The 16538-nt window shown below is 71.9% G+C and carries 9 protein-coding genes; 4 read left to right on the top strand and 5 right to left on the bottom strand.

The window, feature by feature from the left end; genetic code table 11:
• Nucleotides 1-5 precede the first annotated feature (5 nt).
• A complete protein-coding gene (locus tag GTZ93_RS04080) occupies nt 6-1412 on the bottom strand; it encodes a sigma-54-dependent transcriptional regulator (RefSeq protein WP_139914825.1) in 1407 nt (468 codons plus the stop codon).
• On the bottom strand, nt 1409-2722 hold the full coding sequence (locus tag GTZ93_RS04075; protein WP_139914824.1) for a sensor histidine kinase: 1314 nt from the start codon (nt 2720-2722) through the stop codon (nt 1409-1411). The genes GTZ93_RS04080 and GTZ93_RS04075 overlap by 4 nt, the downstream gene beginning before the upstream one ends.
• Nucleotides 2723-2892: 170 nt before the next feature.
• Here GTZ93_RS04075 and GTZ93_RS04070 point away from each other — a divergent pair, with 170 nt between their 5' ends.
• Both GTZ93_RS04070 and GTZ93_RS04065 read left to right on the top strand, forming a co-directional pair.
• A complete protein-coding gene (locus tag GTZ93_RS04070; RefSeq protein ID WP_120593396.1) occupies nt 2893-3828 on the top strand; it encodes an MBL fold metallo-hydrolase in 936 nt (311 codons plus the stop codon).
• Nucleotides 3829-3859: 31 nt separating this feature from the next.
• Nucleotides 3860-5626, top strand: a complete 1767-nt coding sequence (locus tag GTZ93_RS04065; protein WP_139914823.1) for a M14 family zinc carboxypeptidase — start codon at nt 3860-3862, stop codon at nt 5624-5626.
• A 120-nt stretch (nt 5627-5746) separates the two neighbouring features.
• Here GTZ93_RS04065 and cglD read toward each other — a convergent pair whose 3' ends face one another.
• On the bottom strand, nt 5747-9160 hold the full coding sequence (cglD, locus tag GTZ93_RS04060; protein WP_139914822.1) for an adventurous gliding motility lipoprotein CglD: 3414 nt from the start codon (nt 9158-9160) through the stop codon (nt 5747-5749).
• Nucleotides 9161-9421: 261 nt separating this feature from the next.
• On the opposite strand from cglD, the gene GTZ93_RS04055 reads away from it, so the two are divergent.
• Together GTZ93_RS04055 and GTZ93_RS04050 are read left to right on the top strand one after the other, a co-directional pair.
• Complete coding sequence (locus tag GTZ93_RS04055; protein WP_257978888.1) at nt 9422-10216, top strand: TIGR02266 family protein; 795 nt, start codon at nt 9422-9424, stop codon at nt 10214-10216.
• Nucleotides 10213-11160 carry a serine/threonine-protein kinase gene (locus GTZ93_RS04050; RefSeq protein WP_180945973.1) on the top strand — a complete coding sequence of 316 codons (948 nt, stop codon included), beginning with the start codon at nt 10213-10215 and terminating at the stop codon, nt 11158-11160. The genes GTZ93_RS04055 and GTZ93_RS04050 overlap by 4 nt, the downstream gene beginning before the upstream one ends.
• A 4-nt stretch (nt 11161-11164) precedes the next feature.
• Here the strand turns inward: GTZ93_RS04050 and GTZ93_RS04045 are convergent, their stop codons facing one another.
• Both GTZ93_RS04045 and GTZ93_RS04040 read right to left on the bottom strand, forming a co-directional pair.
• Entirely contained in the window at nt 11165-14968 is a 3804-nt protein-coding gene (locus tag GTZ93_RS04045) for an AAA family ATPase (protein ID WP_139914820.1), read from the bottom strand.
• Nucleotides 14965-16209, bottom strand: a complete 1245-nt coding sequence (locus tag GTZ93_RS04040; RefSeq protein WP_139914819.1) for an exonuclease SbcCD subunit D — start codon at nt 16207-16209, stop codon at nt 14965-14967. The genes GTZ93_RS04045 and GTZ93_RS04040 overlap by 4 nt, the downstream gene beginning before the upstream one ends.
• Between the last annotated feature and the right edge of the window lie 329 nt (nt 16210-16538).

Raw genomic sequence — 16538 nt, 5'->3', positions numbered from 1 at the left:
AGGCCTCAGTCGCCGCGCTTGAAGTCCTCCGTGCGGACGCCATAGCGCTTGAGCAGGCGGTGCAGGCTCTCGCGTTCCATGCCCGCGCGCTCGGCCGCGTGGGTGACGTTGCCGGAGAACTCCTGCATCAGCGCGGTGAGGTAGTCGCGCGACACGGCGTCGCGCACGCGGTCCACCGCCTCTCGGTAGGGCTGCTTCGCCAGTGCCTCCGCTGGCAGCGGCCCCTGGGTCGCGGAGGCACGGGCGACGGTGAGCTCGGGCGGCAGGTCCTCCGGAGTGATTCGGGGGCCCGCCGCCACCGCCACCGCGCGCGCCACCGCGTTCTGCAGCTGCCGCACGTTGCCGGGCCAGGGCGCGGCGGTGAGTGCCTGGAGTGACGGGGGCGTGAAGCCCTCCAGCTCCGGCCGGTTCGCGCCAGCGAGGAAGTGCATGGCGAGCAGCGGGATGTCCTCGCGGCGCTCGCGCAGGGCGGGCATCCGCACCGTCACGCCGCCCAGCCGGTAGTAGAGGTCCTCGCGGAAACGCCCCTGCGCCACCTCCTGTGCCAGGTCCCGGTGCGTCGCCGCCACCACGCGCACGTCCACCGTCACCGGCGTGGTGGTGCCCACGCGGCGGATCTCCTTCTCCTGGAGCGCGCGGTTGAGCTTCACCTGCACGGGCAGCGGCAGGTCGCCCACTTCGTCCAGGAAGAGCGTGCCGCCGTGGGCCTCCTCGAAGAGGCCGGCCTTCGCGCCGGTCGCGCCGGTGAAGGCGCCCTTCGCGTGGCCGAAGAGCTCGCTCTCCACCAGCTCCGCCGGCAGCGCGCCGCAGTTCACCGCGACAAAGGGCTTGTCGCGGCGAGGGCTCTCGCGGTGCAGCGCGCGGGCGGCCAGCTCCTTGCCGGTGCCCGTCTCGCCGGTGAGCACAACGGTGAGGTCGCGCGCCGCCACCTGCGCGAGCAGCGCGTGCGTCTTCTGGAGCGCGGTGCTGGTGCCACGCAGGCCGTGGAAGTCCGGCATGCGCGCCACGCGGGCAGCGAGTCCCTGTGCATCCCGCCGTTGGCGCTGGCGCTCCAGGGCACGGGCGACCACCAGGGCCACCTCGTCCGGGTCGAAGGGCTTGGACAGGTAGTCGTATGCGCCGTCCTTGATGGCCTCCACGGCCTTGGGGATGCTCGCGTAGGCGGTGACGAGGACGACCTCCGTGTCCGGCGCGCGCCGCTTCACCTCGCGCAGCACCGTGAAGCCGTCCGCGCCCGGCATCTGGATGTCCGTGACGACCACGTCGAATGTGCGCGCGGAGACCAGGGCCAGCGCCTGCACACCGTCGGGCGCGGTCGTCACCGCGTACGCGTCCCCGAGGATGCGCGCGAACAGCTTGAGCATGTTCTCCTTGTCGTCCACGACGAGGACCGAGGGCTTCGCGCCGCTCATGCCGCAGCCTCCTGTTCACGCGACGGCGCGGGCAGGGACAGCGTGAAGCGCGCGCCGCCCAGGGCCCCGGAGTCCACGTCGATGCGGCCGCCGTGCGCCTCCGCGATGGCCTGACTCACCGCGAGCCCCAGCCCCGTGCCGGAGGGCTTCGTCGTGAAGAAGGGCTCGAACAGCCGCGCCCGCGCTTCCGGCGTCACCCCGGCCCCCGAGTCCGACACCGCCACGCGCGCGCTCCCGTCCGCGTCCACCGCGATGCGCACTTCCACCTGTCCTCCCTCGCCCGCGGCCTCCGCCGCGTTCTTCACCAGGTTGAGCAGCACCTGCCGCAGCCGGGGCGCCTGCACCCAGGCGGTGCCCTCTCCGTGCACGTCCACCGTCACGGTGCCCAGGCGCGTGGCTTCACGCAGGCGGGAGACGACCTCCTCGCACGCGTCGCGCAGCGCCACCGGCTCACGTGGCCCGCGGCCCGGACGCGCCAGGTCCAGCAGTCCCTCCACGATGTCCTGGCAGCGCACCGCCTCCTCCTCCACCACGCGCAGGTCCTCCGCGAGCGTTCCCTCCGCCCGCCGCTGCAACAGCCGCACGTAGCCGAGGATGACGCCCAGCGGGTTGTTGATTTCATGCGCCACGCCCGCCGCCAGCCGGCCAATGCCCGCCAGCTTCTCGTGCTGGACGAGCCGCGCCACCGCGTTGCCGATGTACACGCCCACCCCGGCCGCGAACAGCGTGGCCCCACCCAACAGCAGCAGCGCCCAGCGGAAGCTGTCTCGCTCCACCGCGCCCACGTGCGCCTCGAAGGCATCCATGGACGCGTCCGAGTCCGCCGTCAGCCCGTCCACCCGCGCCTGGATGCGCGACACCCACTCCAGCGCGCGCCCATGCGCCGCCTCCACCGCGCCCGCGTCCTTCGCCATCACCGCGGGCAGGAGCGTGTCCCGGTAGAGCGTGTCCAGCGCGTCGCCCGACGCCTGGATGTCCGCCACCGCCGCGCGCTCTTCCGCGTCGCGCGCGTGCTCCGCCAGCCGCCGCGTCAGCGCCTCCACGCGGGCGCGGGCCTCGGTGTGGAAGCGCCGGTGGCTGTCGTTGCCCAGGATGATGGTGTGCGCCAGATGCGCGTACTGGTCCCTCACCGCCGTGGCCAACTCCCGCGCCTCCCGCGCGCGGCCGCCCACCTCGCGCAGCGCACGCGTGCCCTCGTGGATGTCCGCCAGCCGGCCGAGCGCATAGCCCGACGCCGCCGCGAACAACGCCACCAGCGCGCCGAACGCGAGCAACACCCTGCGGGTCGTGGTGCCAGAGACAGGTCCCATGGGAAGCCCTCTTATACGGCGCGCGCCCCTTTTCGCCCGCGCCTGGCGCATGTCCGCCCCAGGCCATCCAAAGCCGCATTCCCCTTGCGCCCCTCCCCTCCGGCCGAGCATGACTCGCACGAGGCGGCGCGGGCCCACCTTTGGGGGACACCCGTTGCCAGGAGCCACTCATGGCGATGCGCTTCAAGAACCTGGATGGCAGCGGACCGCAGGCCTTCACCCGCGTCCTCAAGTGGGCCGTCACGGATAAGCTCACGGGCAAGCGCCGCAGCTCGCCCGCGCGCGCGGTCGTGCCGCACGTGGAGCCGGACCTGACGGTGCTCGCCACCCCGCCCGCCCCGGGCGAGGGCGCGCGCCTGACGTGGCTGGGCCACGCGAGCTGGCTGGTGCAGTTGGACGGAGTGTCGCTGCTCATCGACCCGGTGCTGCGCGACGCCATCAACGTCGTCATTCGCCGCAACGTGCCGCCCGGCGTGCCGGTGGAGAAGCTGCCGCGCATCGACGCGAGCCTGGTGTCCCACAACCACTACGACCACCTGGACCTGCCCACGCTCAAGCAGGTGGGCGCCCGCATCGTCACCGGCCTGGGCCACGCGCCGGTGTTCCAGGGCCAGGGCCTGCCCTTCCACGAACTGGATTGGTGGGAGTCCACGCAGGTGGGGCCCGTGCGCGTGCACTACGTGCCGTCCCAGCACTGGAGCCGCCGCGGCCTCAACGACGCCAACCAGATGCTCTGGGGCGGCTTCGTGGTGGAGGGCTCCAGCGCGCGCGTCTACCACTCCGGTGACACCGCCTACTTCCAGGGCTTCAAGGAGATTGGCGCCAGGTTCCCCAAGCTGGACGCGGCGCTGCTGCCCATTGGCGCCTACGACCCCGCGTGGTTCATGCGGCTGCAGCACATGAACCCGGAAGAGGCGGTGCAGGCCTTCGAGGACCTGGGCGCGATGGCCTTCTTCGCCATGCACTGGGGCACGTTCAAGCTCACGGACGAGCCGTTGGACGAGCCGCCCGCCCGCCTGGACGCGGAGTGGCTGCGCCGGGGCTGGCCGCGCGACCGCGTGCACGTGCTGCCGGTGGGCGGCACACACACCGTGCGGCAAGGTTGAGCGCTGGCGGGGCTTGTGGTCTCAAGCGGGCATGCTCCTGCCCACCCTCGCAGCCCTGGTCCTCACGCAGGCCCCACCCCCACTCACCACCGTCTCCGAGCAGAGCGGCTGGAAGCGCACCGGCCGCTACGCGGAAGCAGAGAGCCTCTGCCGCGCCTTCCCCAAGGCGTTCCCCGGCAAGGCCCGCTGCGACACGCTGGGCACCACGCCCGAAGGGCGCCCCATGGTGGCGCTCATCGTCAGCCAGGACGGCACGCTCACCGCGGACGCCGCGCGCAAGAAGGGGCGGCCCGTCGTCTTCTTCCAGGGCGGCATCCACGCGGGTGAAATCGACGGCAAGGACGCGGGCTTCTGGCTCCTGCGCGACGCGCTCCAGAACCGGGCGTCCACGCCGGACCTGCTCAAGGGCGTCACCGCCGTCTTCGTCCCCGTCTTCAACGTGGACGGCCACGAGCGCTTCAACCCCAACCACCGCCCCAACCAGGTGGGCCCGGAGGAGATGGGCTTCCGCGTCACCGCCCAGAACTTCAACCTCAACCGCGACTACGTGAAGGCGGACGCACCGGAGATGGTGCTGCTCTTGAAGTACCTCAACGCGTGGGACCCGCTCGTCTACGTGGACCTGCACGTCACCGACGGCGCCAAGTTCGAACCCGACGTGTCCGTGGGCCTGGAGCCCCAGAAGTCCGGCCCGCCCGCGCTTCAGGCGCTGGGCACGAAGCTGGTGGACGAGCTCTTCACCGGCCTCACACCCCAAGGGCACCAGCCGCTGCGCTTCTATCCGTCCTTCCTCGTGGACGACGACCCCACCAGCGGCTTCGCCTACGGTGTCCCCCCGCCGCGCTTCAGCCATGCCTTCTGGTCCGTCCACCACCGCTTCGGCGTGCTCGTGGAGACGCACTCCTGGAAGAACTACGAGCAGCGCGTGAAGGCCACCCGCGACGTGCTGGAGGGCCTCTTGAAGCTCGTGTCCCGCGACGGCGCCGCGCTCCTGGCCGCCGTGAAGGCGGAGGACCAGAAGGCCGTGGCCGGCGAGGTGCGTGAGGTGGTGCTCGGCTGGAAGAACACGTCCAAGCGCGAGGCGATTGCGTTCAAGGGCTACGCCTACGAGCGCCTGCCGTCGGACATCTCCGGCCAGCCGTACATCCGCTACGACGATACGCAGCCCCAGACGTGGAAGGTGCCGTACCTGCCGGACGTGCAGCCCGCCGTCACCGCGAAGCTGCCCGAGGGCGGCTACCTGGTGTCCGCCGCGCACGCCGCGTGGGTCGCGCCGAAGCTGGCCGCGCACGGCATCGCGTTCCAGCGCCTCACCCGCGCGGTGCCCGCGGCGAAGGTGGAGTCGTTCCGCTCGAAGGACTTCCAGTTCCAGGTGCGCTCCAACGAAGGCCACCAGGGCCTCACCGCGAATGGCGAGTGGACGCCGGACACGCAGGACCTGCCCGTGGGGACGCTCTACGTGCCGGTGGCGCAGAAGAACGTGCAGCTGGTGGCGCACCTCTTCGAGCCCGCGGGGCCGGACTCGCTCCTGGCGTGGGGCTTCTTCAACGCCCACTTCGAGCAGAAGGAGTACATCGAGGACTACGTGCTGGAGCCCTACGCCCGGGAGCTGCTGGCGAAGGACCCCGCGGTGAAGGCCGCGTTCCAGGAGCGCCTGAAGGACGCGGGCTTCGCCAAGGACCCGCGCGCCCGCCTGCGCTTCTTCGCCGAGCGTCACCCGACCTGGGATGAACGCCTGGGCCTCTATCCCGTGTACCGCGCCGCCAGCGCGCCACCGAGCCTGGTCCCGGCGAAGTAGCGGGGAAAGAAGAAGCCCCCGGCCCGCTTCCCCCGTGAGGGGGCGTCGCGGAGCGGGGGCTTCGGATTCAGCGCCGCGCTCCCGGTCCATGAGGCACCGGGAGCGCGTTTTCATTTCCGACTAGCCGATGGGCTTCTCGCAGACGCACGCGCTGACGTTGCAGGTGAAGCCCGGCGCGCAGCCGCCGCAGTCCGGCTTGCAGACGCAGGCGCACAGACCGGGGTCCGCGCCGAAGCCGGTGCCGCAGTTGAGCGCGCCCGTGTCGCAGACGCAGCCGCAGGCGTTGTTGTCGAACTTGTAGCCCGCGGCGCAGGTCGCGGACTGCACGCAGCTGCACGTGCAGGAGTTCGTGTTGCACGTCTCGAAGGTGCCGCACGTGCCGCCGCAGTCCGGCGCGCAGCTGAAGTCACACACCGCGCGGTCCGTGTTGCACACCTGGCCGGCAGGGGCCGTGCCACCGCAGTCCGCCGGGCACTCGCACTTGTCCGTGGTGCGGTTGCAAGCGAGCTTGCCCTTGCAGAAGTCCGGGTCGTTCGGATCGTAGTACTGCGTGTCGGACGCGCACGGCGGCGGGTTGCCGTCCGGCTTGACCGTGCGGTCGATCCAGTAGCGGTACGACAGCGCGGCCTGCGTCTTGCCGGACTCCCTCGGACGGCACGCGCCGTAGAAGGACACGGTGCGGTTGATGCCGTCCACGTCGAAGCCGTTGGTGCGGCTGCGCGGCAGGTCCCCGATGCTGGGGCAGATGGCCGGATCCACCACCGCATCCACCGCGACCTTCAGCGACGCGCCAATCGGCGGCTTGAGCGTGCGGTAACCCACCGACGCGATGACGCTGTCCACGATGGCGTTGATGGTGTTGGTGATGGAGGTGTTGTCCCGGATGCTGCCGGACACGCCGCCCGTGGCCTGGATGACGTCCAGGTGGCGCGGGGTCTTGTTGTCCTCACCCGCGTAGCACGGGGAACCGTCCGGCGGGCAGATGATGCCGTGCACCTGGATGGACTGGTTCGTGGGGTTCTTCGTGGTGCCGGACACGGTGCCGGTGTTGAGGAAGTACTCGGTGTAGTTGGCCACCGTGTCCGTGGACTGGTCCTTCACGTCCGTGAGGATGACCACCACCACCTTGGCGCCCGGACGGATCTTCGTCTCCGGGCCGCCCGTGGACGCGGCCATGTCGTTGATGGCCTTGCGCGCGGCCTCCAGCGGGCGCTCGCTGCCGTCACCGCCCAGGGCCACCCAGCAGTTGGTGTTGGCCGTACAGGTGGTGTTGGGCAGCGGCGTGTACGTGGGGTTCTGGGTGGTGCCACCCTTCACGGCGCACACGTTGTTGTTGCACACCGCGTTCTGGGTCAGCCACGCCTTGAACTGGTCGATGTTGGTGGTGAAGGGACGGATGATGTTGCGGTTGGCGCTGTTGCCCACCGTGTAGCTGGTGGTCACCATGGACACGCGCCAGTCCAGCGTCGCGTTGCCCAGCTTGTTGGCCACCGCCGTGCCCGCGTTCGCCAGCGACGTCTGCGACGACGCCATGGAGCCGGAGTCGTCCACCACGAAGAGGAAGTCCACCACGGCCGTGTTGCCGGTGAAGACCTCGCACTGCACCGCGTCCGCGTCGCCGAACTGCGCCAGCGCGGAGCCGCCCGCCGTGTCCGCCATGGTGAAGAGGCTGCCCGTGGCCGACTCGTTGTAGCGGGCCGCCGGCGTGATGGCGAGCACCACCACCACGCTCGCGTTGGAGCGGTGCACGTACTGCGCCTGGATCTTGAACGGGCCGTTGATGCCCGCCGAACCGCCGAGCGACTCGGTGCTGTTGGGCACCAGCTGGCGCGCCAGCGAGTTGGTGAACGACTTCAGCTCCGTCGTGCCGGCGAGCCCGTAGCGGGAGACCGCCGCGGGGAAGCCGTCCCAGGTGGTGAACGTCTGCGTGAACTCCACGTCCGCCGGCGCCAGGAGCGGCGTGCCGGTGCGGATGCCCGACTCGTCGGTCGAGGGCGTGGTGGAGCCGCTCAGCGGAGCGCGCTTGTACGCGATGAACGTCACCTGCTTCGTGTCGTCATAGCCCATCACGCCCACGGTCTGGCCGTTGGCCTTCAGGTTGAGGAGGTTGGCGTCCTTGAACGTGTTGGGCAGCGCGAGCCGGAGGTCCGCGCCGCTGTCCTCCTTGAAGGTCACCGTGCGCAGGTTCTGCACGCGGCACGCCTTGCCGGCGGGCGTGGTGGCCGCGCCGTCCGCGGGGTCCAGCGGGTTGAGCTCGCCGGGGTCCACCTTGCCGTTCTGGTTGGAGTCCTCCGCGCCGTCGGGAATGCCGTCGCCGTCCGTGTCCGGCTTGTTGGCGTCCGTCTTCGTCGTGGGGTCCGCGTCGCCCACGTAGCCGCAGTTGTTGCGCGGGGCCGCGGCCGTCGTCACACCACGCTCCACGCCGTCGAGCAGGCCGTCACCGTCGGTGTCCGGGTTGGTGGGGTCCGTCTCGCCGGGATCCACCTGGCCGTTGGAGTTGGGGTCCTCACCGAGGAAGCCGTTGCGGCCGGCGCCGTCCTGGAGCCCGTCGCAGTCGGTGTCGGTCAGGCGCGGGTCGGTCTCACCGGAGTCCACGCGGCCGTTCTTGTTCGTGTCCTCAACGCCGTCCGCCACGCCGTCGCCGTCCGTGTCGGCGCTGTTCGGGTTGGTGCCGGTGGCGATTTCAACGGAGTCCGGGATGCCGTCGAAGTCCGCGTCGGGGATGGACGCGGCGCAGTCCGCCTTGCGCGGATCCGTCTCGCCCGGATCCACCTTGCCGTTCTTGTTCACGTCCTCGGCGCCGTCCGAACAGGTGTCGCCGTCCGAGTCGGGCTTGAGCGGATCCGTGCCCGTCTGCTTCTCCAGGCCGTCCGGCAGGCCGTCGCCGTCGGTGTCGCGCAGGCGGGGGTCCGTCTCGCCGGGGCTCACCGAGCCGTTCTTGTTCGCGTCCTCCACGCCGTCCGGGATGCCGTCACCGTCGGAGTCCGCGGTGTTGGGGTCCGTCTCCGTGGCGTCGCGCTTGCCGTTGCGGTTGGCGTCTTCCAGGCCGTCCGGCAGCCCGTCATCGTCCGTGTCCGCCTTCACCGGCGAGGTGCGCGTCGTCGGATCCTGGTCCGCGCGGAAGTTGCAGTTCGGATCCGTGCTGACGCTAGACGTGCGGCCGACTTCCACGCCGTCACGGATGCCGTCGCCGTCCGTGTCGCGCAGGCCGGGGTTCGTCTTCAAGCCGCCGGCGTAGACCGTGGAGAACTCCTCCTGGTCCGTCAGGCCGTCGCAGTCCGAGTCCTTCGTGGCGTTGTTCGGATCATACGGGTCGACGGGGACTTCGCCGGGGTCGGGGTCGGGGTCGATGATGACGCCGGCGTCCTCGACATAGCCGGCGTCGAAGCCCGCATCGACGACGCCTGCGTCGGAGCCTCCGTCGGTGGGGATGGGATCAGGGCCAGGGCCGGGGTCCGGGTCGGTGCCGCCACACCCCGCCATGAGCGTGGCGGCAAGCAGCGTGCCGGAGAAGAGTCGGATCCAATTGCGCATAACGGGTCAGCACTCCGGGAAGGGGGGTTACGGAGAACACCCGCAGCATAGAGGGATGCGCGCCCGATTCCGATGTAGGTGCGCCCTGGGGCGGAGAGGGAATCACGATTCGTAAACTTGGCGTCCACCACTGTCGCCTGTTTCCGACTGCACTGTCTTTACGGGAGCCAGGAGGGCTCGGTTATCGTCCGCCCCGTGCCTGTGTTCGGTCTTGCGGCGGTATGGGGGGAAGCGGCTTCGCCTGAGAAGGCGGCAGCCGTCGTGGAGGGCCTGGGTGCGCTCTTGCCGTCCGCGCAGTCGATGCAACTCGTGGTGGCGTTTCGCGACGAGGCCGGCGCGCTGGAGGTGAAGGTGGAGGTGCCCGGCTATCCGCGCGCGGCGGTGGAGCGGCTGGGCGAGGAGGTCCGCAAGAGCGGCGGCACGTTCGTGGAGCTGTGGCGGCTGCCCAAGGCGGAGCGGGATGCGCTGCGCTCGCGCACGCTGTCAGGCGGCACGCCCTTCGCCGGCAACGAGCGCACACAGGCCGCGCAGGAGCTGCGGCAGCACCTGGAGGATCTGGCCGCGCGAGGTCCCCTGCCCGCTTCGTCCGCGCCGAAGACTCCACCGCCATCCGAGGCACCGCCCGCGCCCCAGGCTGCTCCCGCCGAAAGTGGAGGCGCGCCGGAGACCGGAGCGTCCGAGCAACCATCGCCGTCGGATCCGCCCGCGCCATCCCCCGTATCATCCGGCGATGAATCCCAGCGCCGCGCCCGTCGCTTCGCGGTGAAGCTGGAGATGGAGTTCCGCACGGAGCTGGACTTCGTGCGCGAGCACGCGCTGAACATCAGTAACGGAGGACTCTTCGTGCGCACGGCACACCGCCCGCCGCAGGACAGCGTCGTCATCGTGGACGTCAAGCTGCCCAACGGCCAGCGGCTACAGGGCGAGGCGCTGGTGGTGCACGTGGTGGACGAGCAGTACACCGGGGGCGTGGGGCTTGCCTTCCTGAGCGACGACGCCACCTTCTCGGCGACGCTGGACGGGTATCTGGCGAGCCTGGCCGGGGAGAAGGCGTGACGTTGGAGGAAGACCCGACATCCGAGTGGCCGCGCGACCTGGGTCGCTTCCAGCTGCTGTCGCGGCTGGGACGCGGCGGCAACGCGGAGGTGTTCCGCGCGAAGATGATCCAGGGGCCCTATGTGGGGGAGGAGATGGCCCTCAAGCGCGTGCGACCGGAGCGCCTGCGGGACCCGGAAGCGCGCGAGCAGCTCTTTCACGAGGCGGAGCTGGCACGGTGCCTGGATCATCCGCACATCGTGGGCTTCCGGGAGTACGGCGAGCTGGCGGACGGGCCCTACCTGGCGCTGGAGCTGGTGGACGGAACGGACCTGGGGCGCGTGCTGGCGCAGTGCCGGCGCCGGCGCATCGAGCTGCCCATCGACATCTCCGTGATGATGGTGCGCCACGTGCTGGAGGCGCTGGCGTACGCGCACAAGGCCACCAATTCCAAGGGCCTGCCGCTGGCGGTGGTGCACTGCGATGTGTCTCCGCACAACGTGCTCCTGTCGCGCGGCGGAGAGGTGAAGCTCGCGGACTTCGGCGTGGCCCGCTCGCGCGCGGGGCTGGAGGTGGATCTGCGGCGGGTGGGCAAGCAGAACTACCGCTCGCCGGAGCTCCTGGCGGGCGAGGTCTCCGTCGCGGTGGACCTGTGGGCGGCGGCGGTGTTGCTGTACGAGCTGCTGTCCCTGGAGTCGCCCTACGAGGAAGGGACTGCCGAGGAGGTGGAGGCCTCCATCCGGGGCCTGCGGTTGACGCCCGTGCGCATGGTGGCGCCGGAGGTGTCGGATCCGCTGGCGCTGGTGTTGGACCGGGCGCTCGCGCCGCACCCGTCGCAGCGCTTCTCCTCCGCGGAGCAGTTCGCGCGGGCGCTGGCGGCGCTGAGCGACGACCGCGTGGCGACGCCGCTGGCCGTGGCCGCGGTGGTGCGCGGCCTGATGGGCGCGGAGCCGGTGACGGGCTGAGCCGTCACGCCACCTGTTGATCCGAGGGCGCGATGATCCCCGCGTCGCCTTCGACGACGAGCTTGCTGCGGCCGCCGCCCTGCTTCACCACTCGCACCTGCACGCCGATGCGCTCGGCGAGCCCGCTCACGTGGGAGATGATGCCCACCTGGCGGCCGGTGGCCTGGAGCGCGTCGAGCGTGGCGAGCGCGACCTCCAGCGTCTCCGGATCCAGGGTGCCGAAGCCCTCGTCGATGAAGAGGGTCTCCACCTGCGTCGTCTCCGACGACAGCGAGGCCAGGCCCAGCGCGAGCGCGAGCGACACGAGGAAGCTCTCGCCGCCGGAGAGGCTGGCCACGCTGCGGACCTCGTCGCCCATGTCGCCGTCCACCACCTGGAGGTCCAGGTCGTGGCCGGGCACGCGCTCCAGGCGGTAGCGGCGGGCCAGCTCGCGCAGGTGCGCGTTGGCGTGCAGGAGCAGCGCGTCCAGGGTGAGGCTCTGGGCGAAGACCTTGAACTTCTTTCCGTCGTGCGAGCCGATGAGGTCGCCCAGCGTCTTCCACACCTCCGCGTCGGCGCGGCGCAGCTCCAGGGCCCGGGCCTCCGCGCCATGACGTGCGCGGGAGGCGTCGTCGTGGTCCAGCTTCGCGCGCAGCAGGGCCACGGCGCGGTGGCGCACCTCGACATCGGTGCGCAGGCGTTCGCAGAGCTCCGCGACGTCTGCTTCCGCGAGCGTGGGAAGCCCGGAGGCCTCATGGCGGACGCGGCGCTCACGGCGCTCCACGAGGACAGCGCGGGCCTGGGCCACGGACTCGCGCAGGGCGTTGAGCGCGCGGGCCTCCGAGTCGCACCAGGCTGCACCGCGCGACAGCAGGGCCTTGAGCTGCTCCAGGGTGGTGCCATGTCCGGCGAGGCGTTCCCCGAGGACGGCCTGGGCGGTGTCGAGCGTGCGGGCGGCCTCGGTGCGCAGGCGCACGGCGTCCTCGGCGCGGGCGGTGGCCACCTTCTCCGCCTGCTGGAGGGCTTCGGAGTCCTCGCGGGCGCGCTCGTAGGTGGACTGGGCGGCGTCGATGCGCGCCTGGACTTCCACGCGCACCTCCTGCGTGGGGCGACCCTGGAGCAGCCGGGCGCGGGCCCTGGACGCATCCTGGAAGGCCGCGTCCTTGAGGCTCGCGCGGTGGGCGGCGGTCTCCGCGTCCTCGTGCCGGGACTGGAGGCGGACTTCTTCACGGGCACGCAGGCCCTGCTGTTCCTCCAGGCGCTTGCGAGAGGCCTCCAGCTCCGCGAGCTTCTCGCGCCACTTCGTCACGCGCGCCAGGCACTGGCCCTGGAAGCGCACGGGGTCCTCCGCGAGCTTGTCCTTCCAGGGGGCAGCCTCGCTGGCGAACGGAGGGGACACTTCGGTGAGGGCGCGCTCGCGAGCGTCGCGGGCGGCGTCCCGGCGCAGGAGCGCATCGCGGTGGGACTGGGACGCGCGGGACCAGGCGTCCTCGGCCTTGCGCAGGGCATCGGCCGCGCCTTCGCGCCGGGTGCGCCGGGTCTCCAACTGGGCCCGGGCCTCGCGAGCAGCGCTGGCGCGGGCTTCCGCGGAAGCCTCTTCGTCACGAAGGGTCGCGAGCCGCGCGCGCACGTCTTCCTGCGCCGAGCGGATCCACGCCTGAGTGGTGGTGGCCTCCGCGTCGTCGGGAGGCGACGCAGCGGCACTGACACCCTGTTCGGCGTGCTCCGCGCGGGACCACCGTTCGCACGCCGCGCGCCAGGCTTCACGATGCGCCGTGCGCTTGCGGGCCGCCGTGTCGCGCCGTGATTCGGCCTGGGTCGCGGCGGTGTCCGCGGTCGCCTGCCGCACGCTCGCCGCGCTCTCCTGCTTCGCCGCGGCATCCCGAGCGGTCTCCAACTCCAGCACCCGGGCCGCGGCCTCGGCGACCAGCCCCTCCAGCGCGGAAGCCTCCCGGGCATACGGATGTTCGAGCGCGCCGCACAGCGGACACGGCTCACCTTCGTGCAGCGCGGCCCGGTGCGAAGCCAACCCCTGCGTCGCCTCCGCGCGCGACTGCGCACGACGAGCCTCGTGGAGCATCGCATCCTGCGTCGCCCGCCGCGCCGCCGCGTCCTTCGCCTCCTCCGCCGCGCGCAGGGAAACCTCGCGGTGCGCCTTCACCTCCGCCGCCGCGTCACCTTCCGCCGTGCCCTCCGCCCGAGCACCTTCACCCGCGAGCGTCAGCGCCCCCAGAACATCCTGTCGCGCCAGCAGCGCATCCCGGAGCGCCCGCCGAGCCGAGCCGCCATCCTCGCCCAGCGCGGCTTCCGCATGCGTCGCCAGGGCCTGCGCCTGCGCTTCCAATTCGACCGCGCCCTGGTGCTCCTCGCGGCACGACTGGGCCTCGTTGCCCAGACGGTCCGCGTCCTTCCCCAACCGGTCCGCGTCCGCGCCCGCCGACTGTTCGTCCTTCAGCGCCCCCGCGAAGCGCTCCAGCTCGCGCTGCCAGCGGGGCCACTCCGTGGCCAGGGACTCCCAGCTCGCATGCGACACGCGCCACGCTTCGGCCGCGTCCACCAGCACCTGGGCCTTCGCTTCCGCCGTCTGCACCAACTCCAGCGCATCTCGGGCTGACGCTTCCGCGGTCTTCGCCTGCTTCGCCAGCTCCGCGGCCTCACGGGCCTCGCGCTCCGCCTCCGCGCGGCGCGTGTCCAGCGTCGCGGCCTCCTCCAGCGCCGGACGCACCGACGCCTCCGCATCCAGCGCCGCGGCCCGCGCGGCCTCCGCCTGCATCCGCACCTGCCGCTGCGCCGCAGCCGCCGCGAGCGCCGCTTCCGCCTGCGAGGCCCTCTCCAGTTGCTCGGCCTCCGCCCTCACGCAGCCCTGCTCCGCGGCCTCCACCGCCGACACCACCGCGCGGAAGCCCTCCGCCGCGCGCACCGACTCCAGCAGCGCCTCGCGAGGCGCCGCCGCCTCCCGCTCCGAGTCCGCCCGGGCTACCGCGCTTTCGGCCTGCTGCTCCTGCTCCACGAACTCCGCGCGCTGCGCGTACCAGGACCGGGCCGCCTCCGCCTCGCGCGACCGGGTCTCCTCGCGGACCCGCGCCGCCTCCTCCTCGCCCAACTGGACGCGCACGCCCTCTCGGTCCGCGTCCGACATCAGCGCGATGGCCGCGAGCCCCAGCGACAGCCGCTTCAGCTCCTCCTGCTCCTTCGCGTTCTTCTCGTGCGCGGCGATGGACACGCGGCTGTACACCTCCGTGCCCGTCATCCGCTCCAGCAGCTCCGCGCGCTCGTTCGCGTCCGCGCGCAGGAACGCCGCGAACTCCCCCTGCGCCAGCAGCGCCGAGCGCCGGAACTGATCGAACGACAGCCCCAGCCGCTCTTGGATCGCGTGGAGCACCTCGCCCTTGGTGCGGCCGAACAGCTGCCCCGAGACCACGTCCGTCAGGCTCAGCTCCTGCGGCCGGAAGCGACCCTCCGCGCGCTCACGCGCACGCCATACGTTCCACCGCGCCCGGTAGCGCCGCCCGTCCTTGCCCAGGAAGTCCACCTCCGCGTGGCCCTTGCCCGCCCCGCGCCGCAGCATGCCGCGCACGTCGTACGCGGACAGTCGCGCCTCTTCCTCCTCGTCCGCCCGGCCCACCAGCACCTTGCTGGGCCCGCCCAGCCGGGGCGTGCGGTCGAACAGCGCCAGGCACAGCGCATCCAGCAGCGTGCTCTTCCCCGCGCCCGTCGCGCCGGAGATGGCGAACAGCCCCAGCCGGTCCAGCGGCGCCCGGTCCAGCTCCAGCGCGAAGTCCCCCGCGAAGCTCGTGAGGTTGCTGCCGCGAATCGCCAGGATCTTCACGACGCGTCCTCCTGCACCTGCGTGAGCAGCGCGTGGAACGACTCCAGCAACCCCGGCGAGGGCGCCTCCTTGAAGTCCCGCGCATACCGGGCGAGGAACACGTCCTCCGGCGTGCGCTCACGCAGCGACAACCCCGGCCGCACGTCCGCCAGCGCCCCGCCCGTGCCCGTGTAGAACGGCGTCAGCTTCACCAGCCGCGCCGCCCGGCCCTCCAGCGCCTTCTCCACCTTGTGGCGCAGCGCCGGCTCCGGCCGGGGCAGCGACACGCAGACCTCCAGGTACGGACGCATCGACTCCGGAGCCTCCGCCTCGCACGCGGGCAGCGCCGCCAGCAGCTCCAGCACCTCCGACAGCGGCGCCGCGTCCCGCGCGGGCACCCGCATCATGTCCGTGGTGCGCGGCACCGTCAGCGGACGCACCTGTGTCAGCGCCCCGTCCTCCACGTCCAGCACCAGCACCTGATGCCGGTAGTGCGCCTCCGACAGCGACAGCGGCAGCGGAGACCCGCTGTAGCGCACGCCCTCGCGGCCGCCCACGCGCTGCGCCTTGTGCAGGTGCCCCAGCGCCGCGTACGCGACGTCCTCCGGGAACAGCTCCACCGGCAGCGCATGCTGGTTGCCGCCCAGGATCTTCCGCTCGCTCAGCTCCGACAGCTCCGAGCCCGTCATGTAACAGTGGCCCATGGCCACCAGCGCCTGCCCGGACCTACGCCGCCTGCGCGCCGCCTCCAGCACCTCCGTGTAAACAGAGCGCACGCCCTCCACCAGCCGGTCCCCTTCGCTGTCTGGCACGGACGGCAGGTCCGAGGGCCGCAGGTACGGGACCGCCGCCACCCACGCGCCCACCTTCCCGCGCCCGTCGTGCACCGGCACCACCAGCCGCTCCATATCCAGTCCGCCCCGGTGGCGCGGCAGGCCGCCCACCACGCGCACGCCCAGGGCGTGGAACAGCGGATCCGGCGCGTCCAGGCGCGCGGCGGAGTCGTGATTGCCGCCCACCACCACCACGTCCAGCTTCGGCAGCGTGCGCCGGGCACGCGCGATGAAGTGGTACCAGGCCGCCTGCGCCTCCGCGCTGGGGTTGGCCGTGTCGAAGATGTCCCCGGCCACCAGGAGCGCATCCACCTCCTGGGACTCCAGCGTGTCCAACAGCCACGTCAGGAACGCGGCGTGCTCCGCTTCGCGTGAGACGTCATACAGCGTGTGGCCCAGGTGCCAGTCCGACGTGTGCAGCAGGCGCATCCGGCGTTCACCCTCCCTCGTGGCCCGGTGGCGGGTGCGAGCCGGGCAGCCTCCCCCGGTCCCATCCCCGACTCCAAGCGGCGAGCCCCCGCTCCCTTACCCGCCCCCTCTGACATTGTCGAAAAAGGGCGTCATTCCGCGAGCTTGCATCCGTGGCCTGCCCGACGCGTCCCGTCCTCCCCACCCCACGCGCCACGGAGCCTCCGCACGCGGGCCGCACGACCCAGCGGGGCACACCCGTGGCATGAGGGGCCTGCGCCATGCGTGCACTCCGCGCAGGGCGCATGCGCGTGAAGGAACGCGAGCCACGTGGGATTCCACACGTTTGC

Source organism: Corallococcus exiguus (assembly GCF_009909105.1).
In the GTDB taxonomy this organism is placed as follows: Bacteria; Myxococcota; Myxococcia; order Myxococcales; family Myxococcaceae; genus Corallococcus; species Corallococcus exiguus.
Note: the sequence above shows the minus strand (reverse complement) of the source record. Positions and strands in the feature narration are given on the sequence as shown.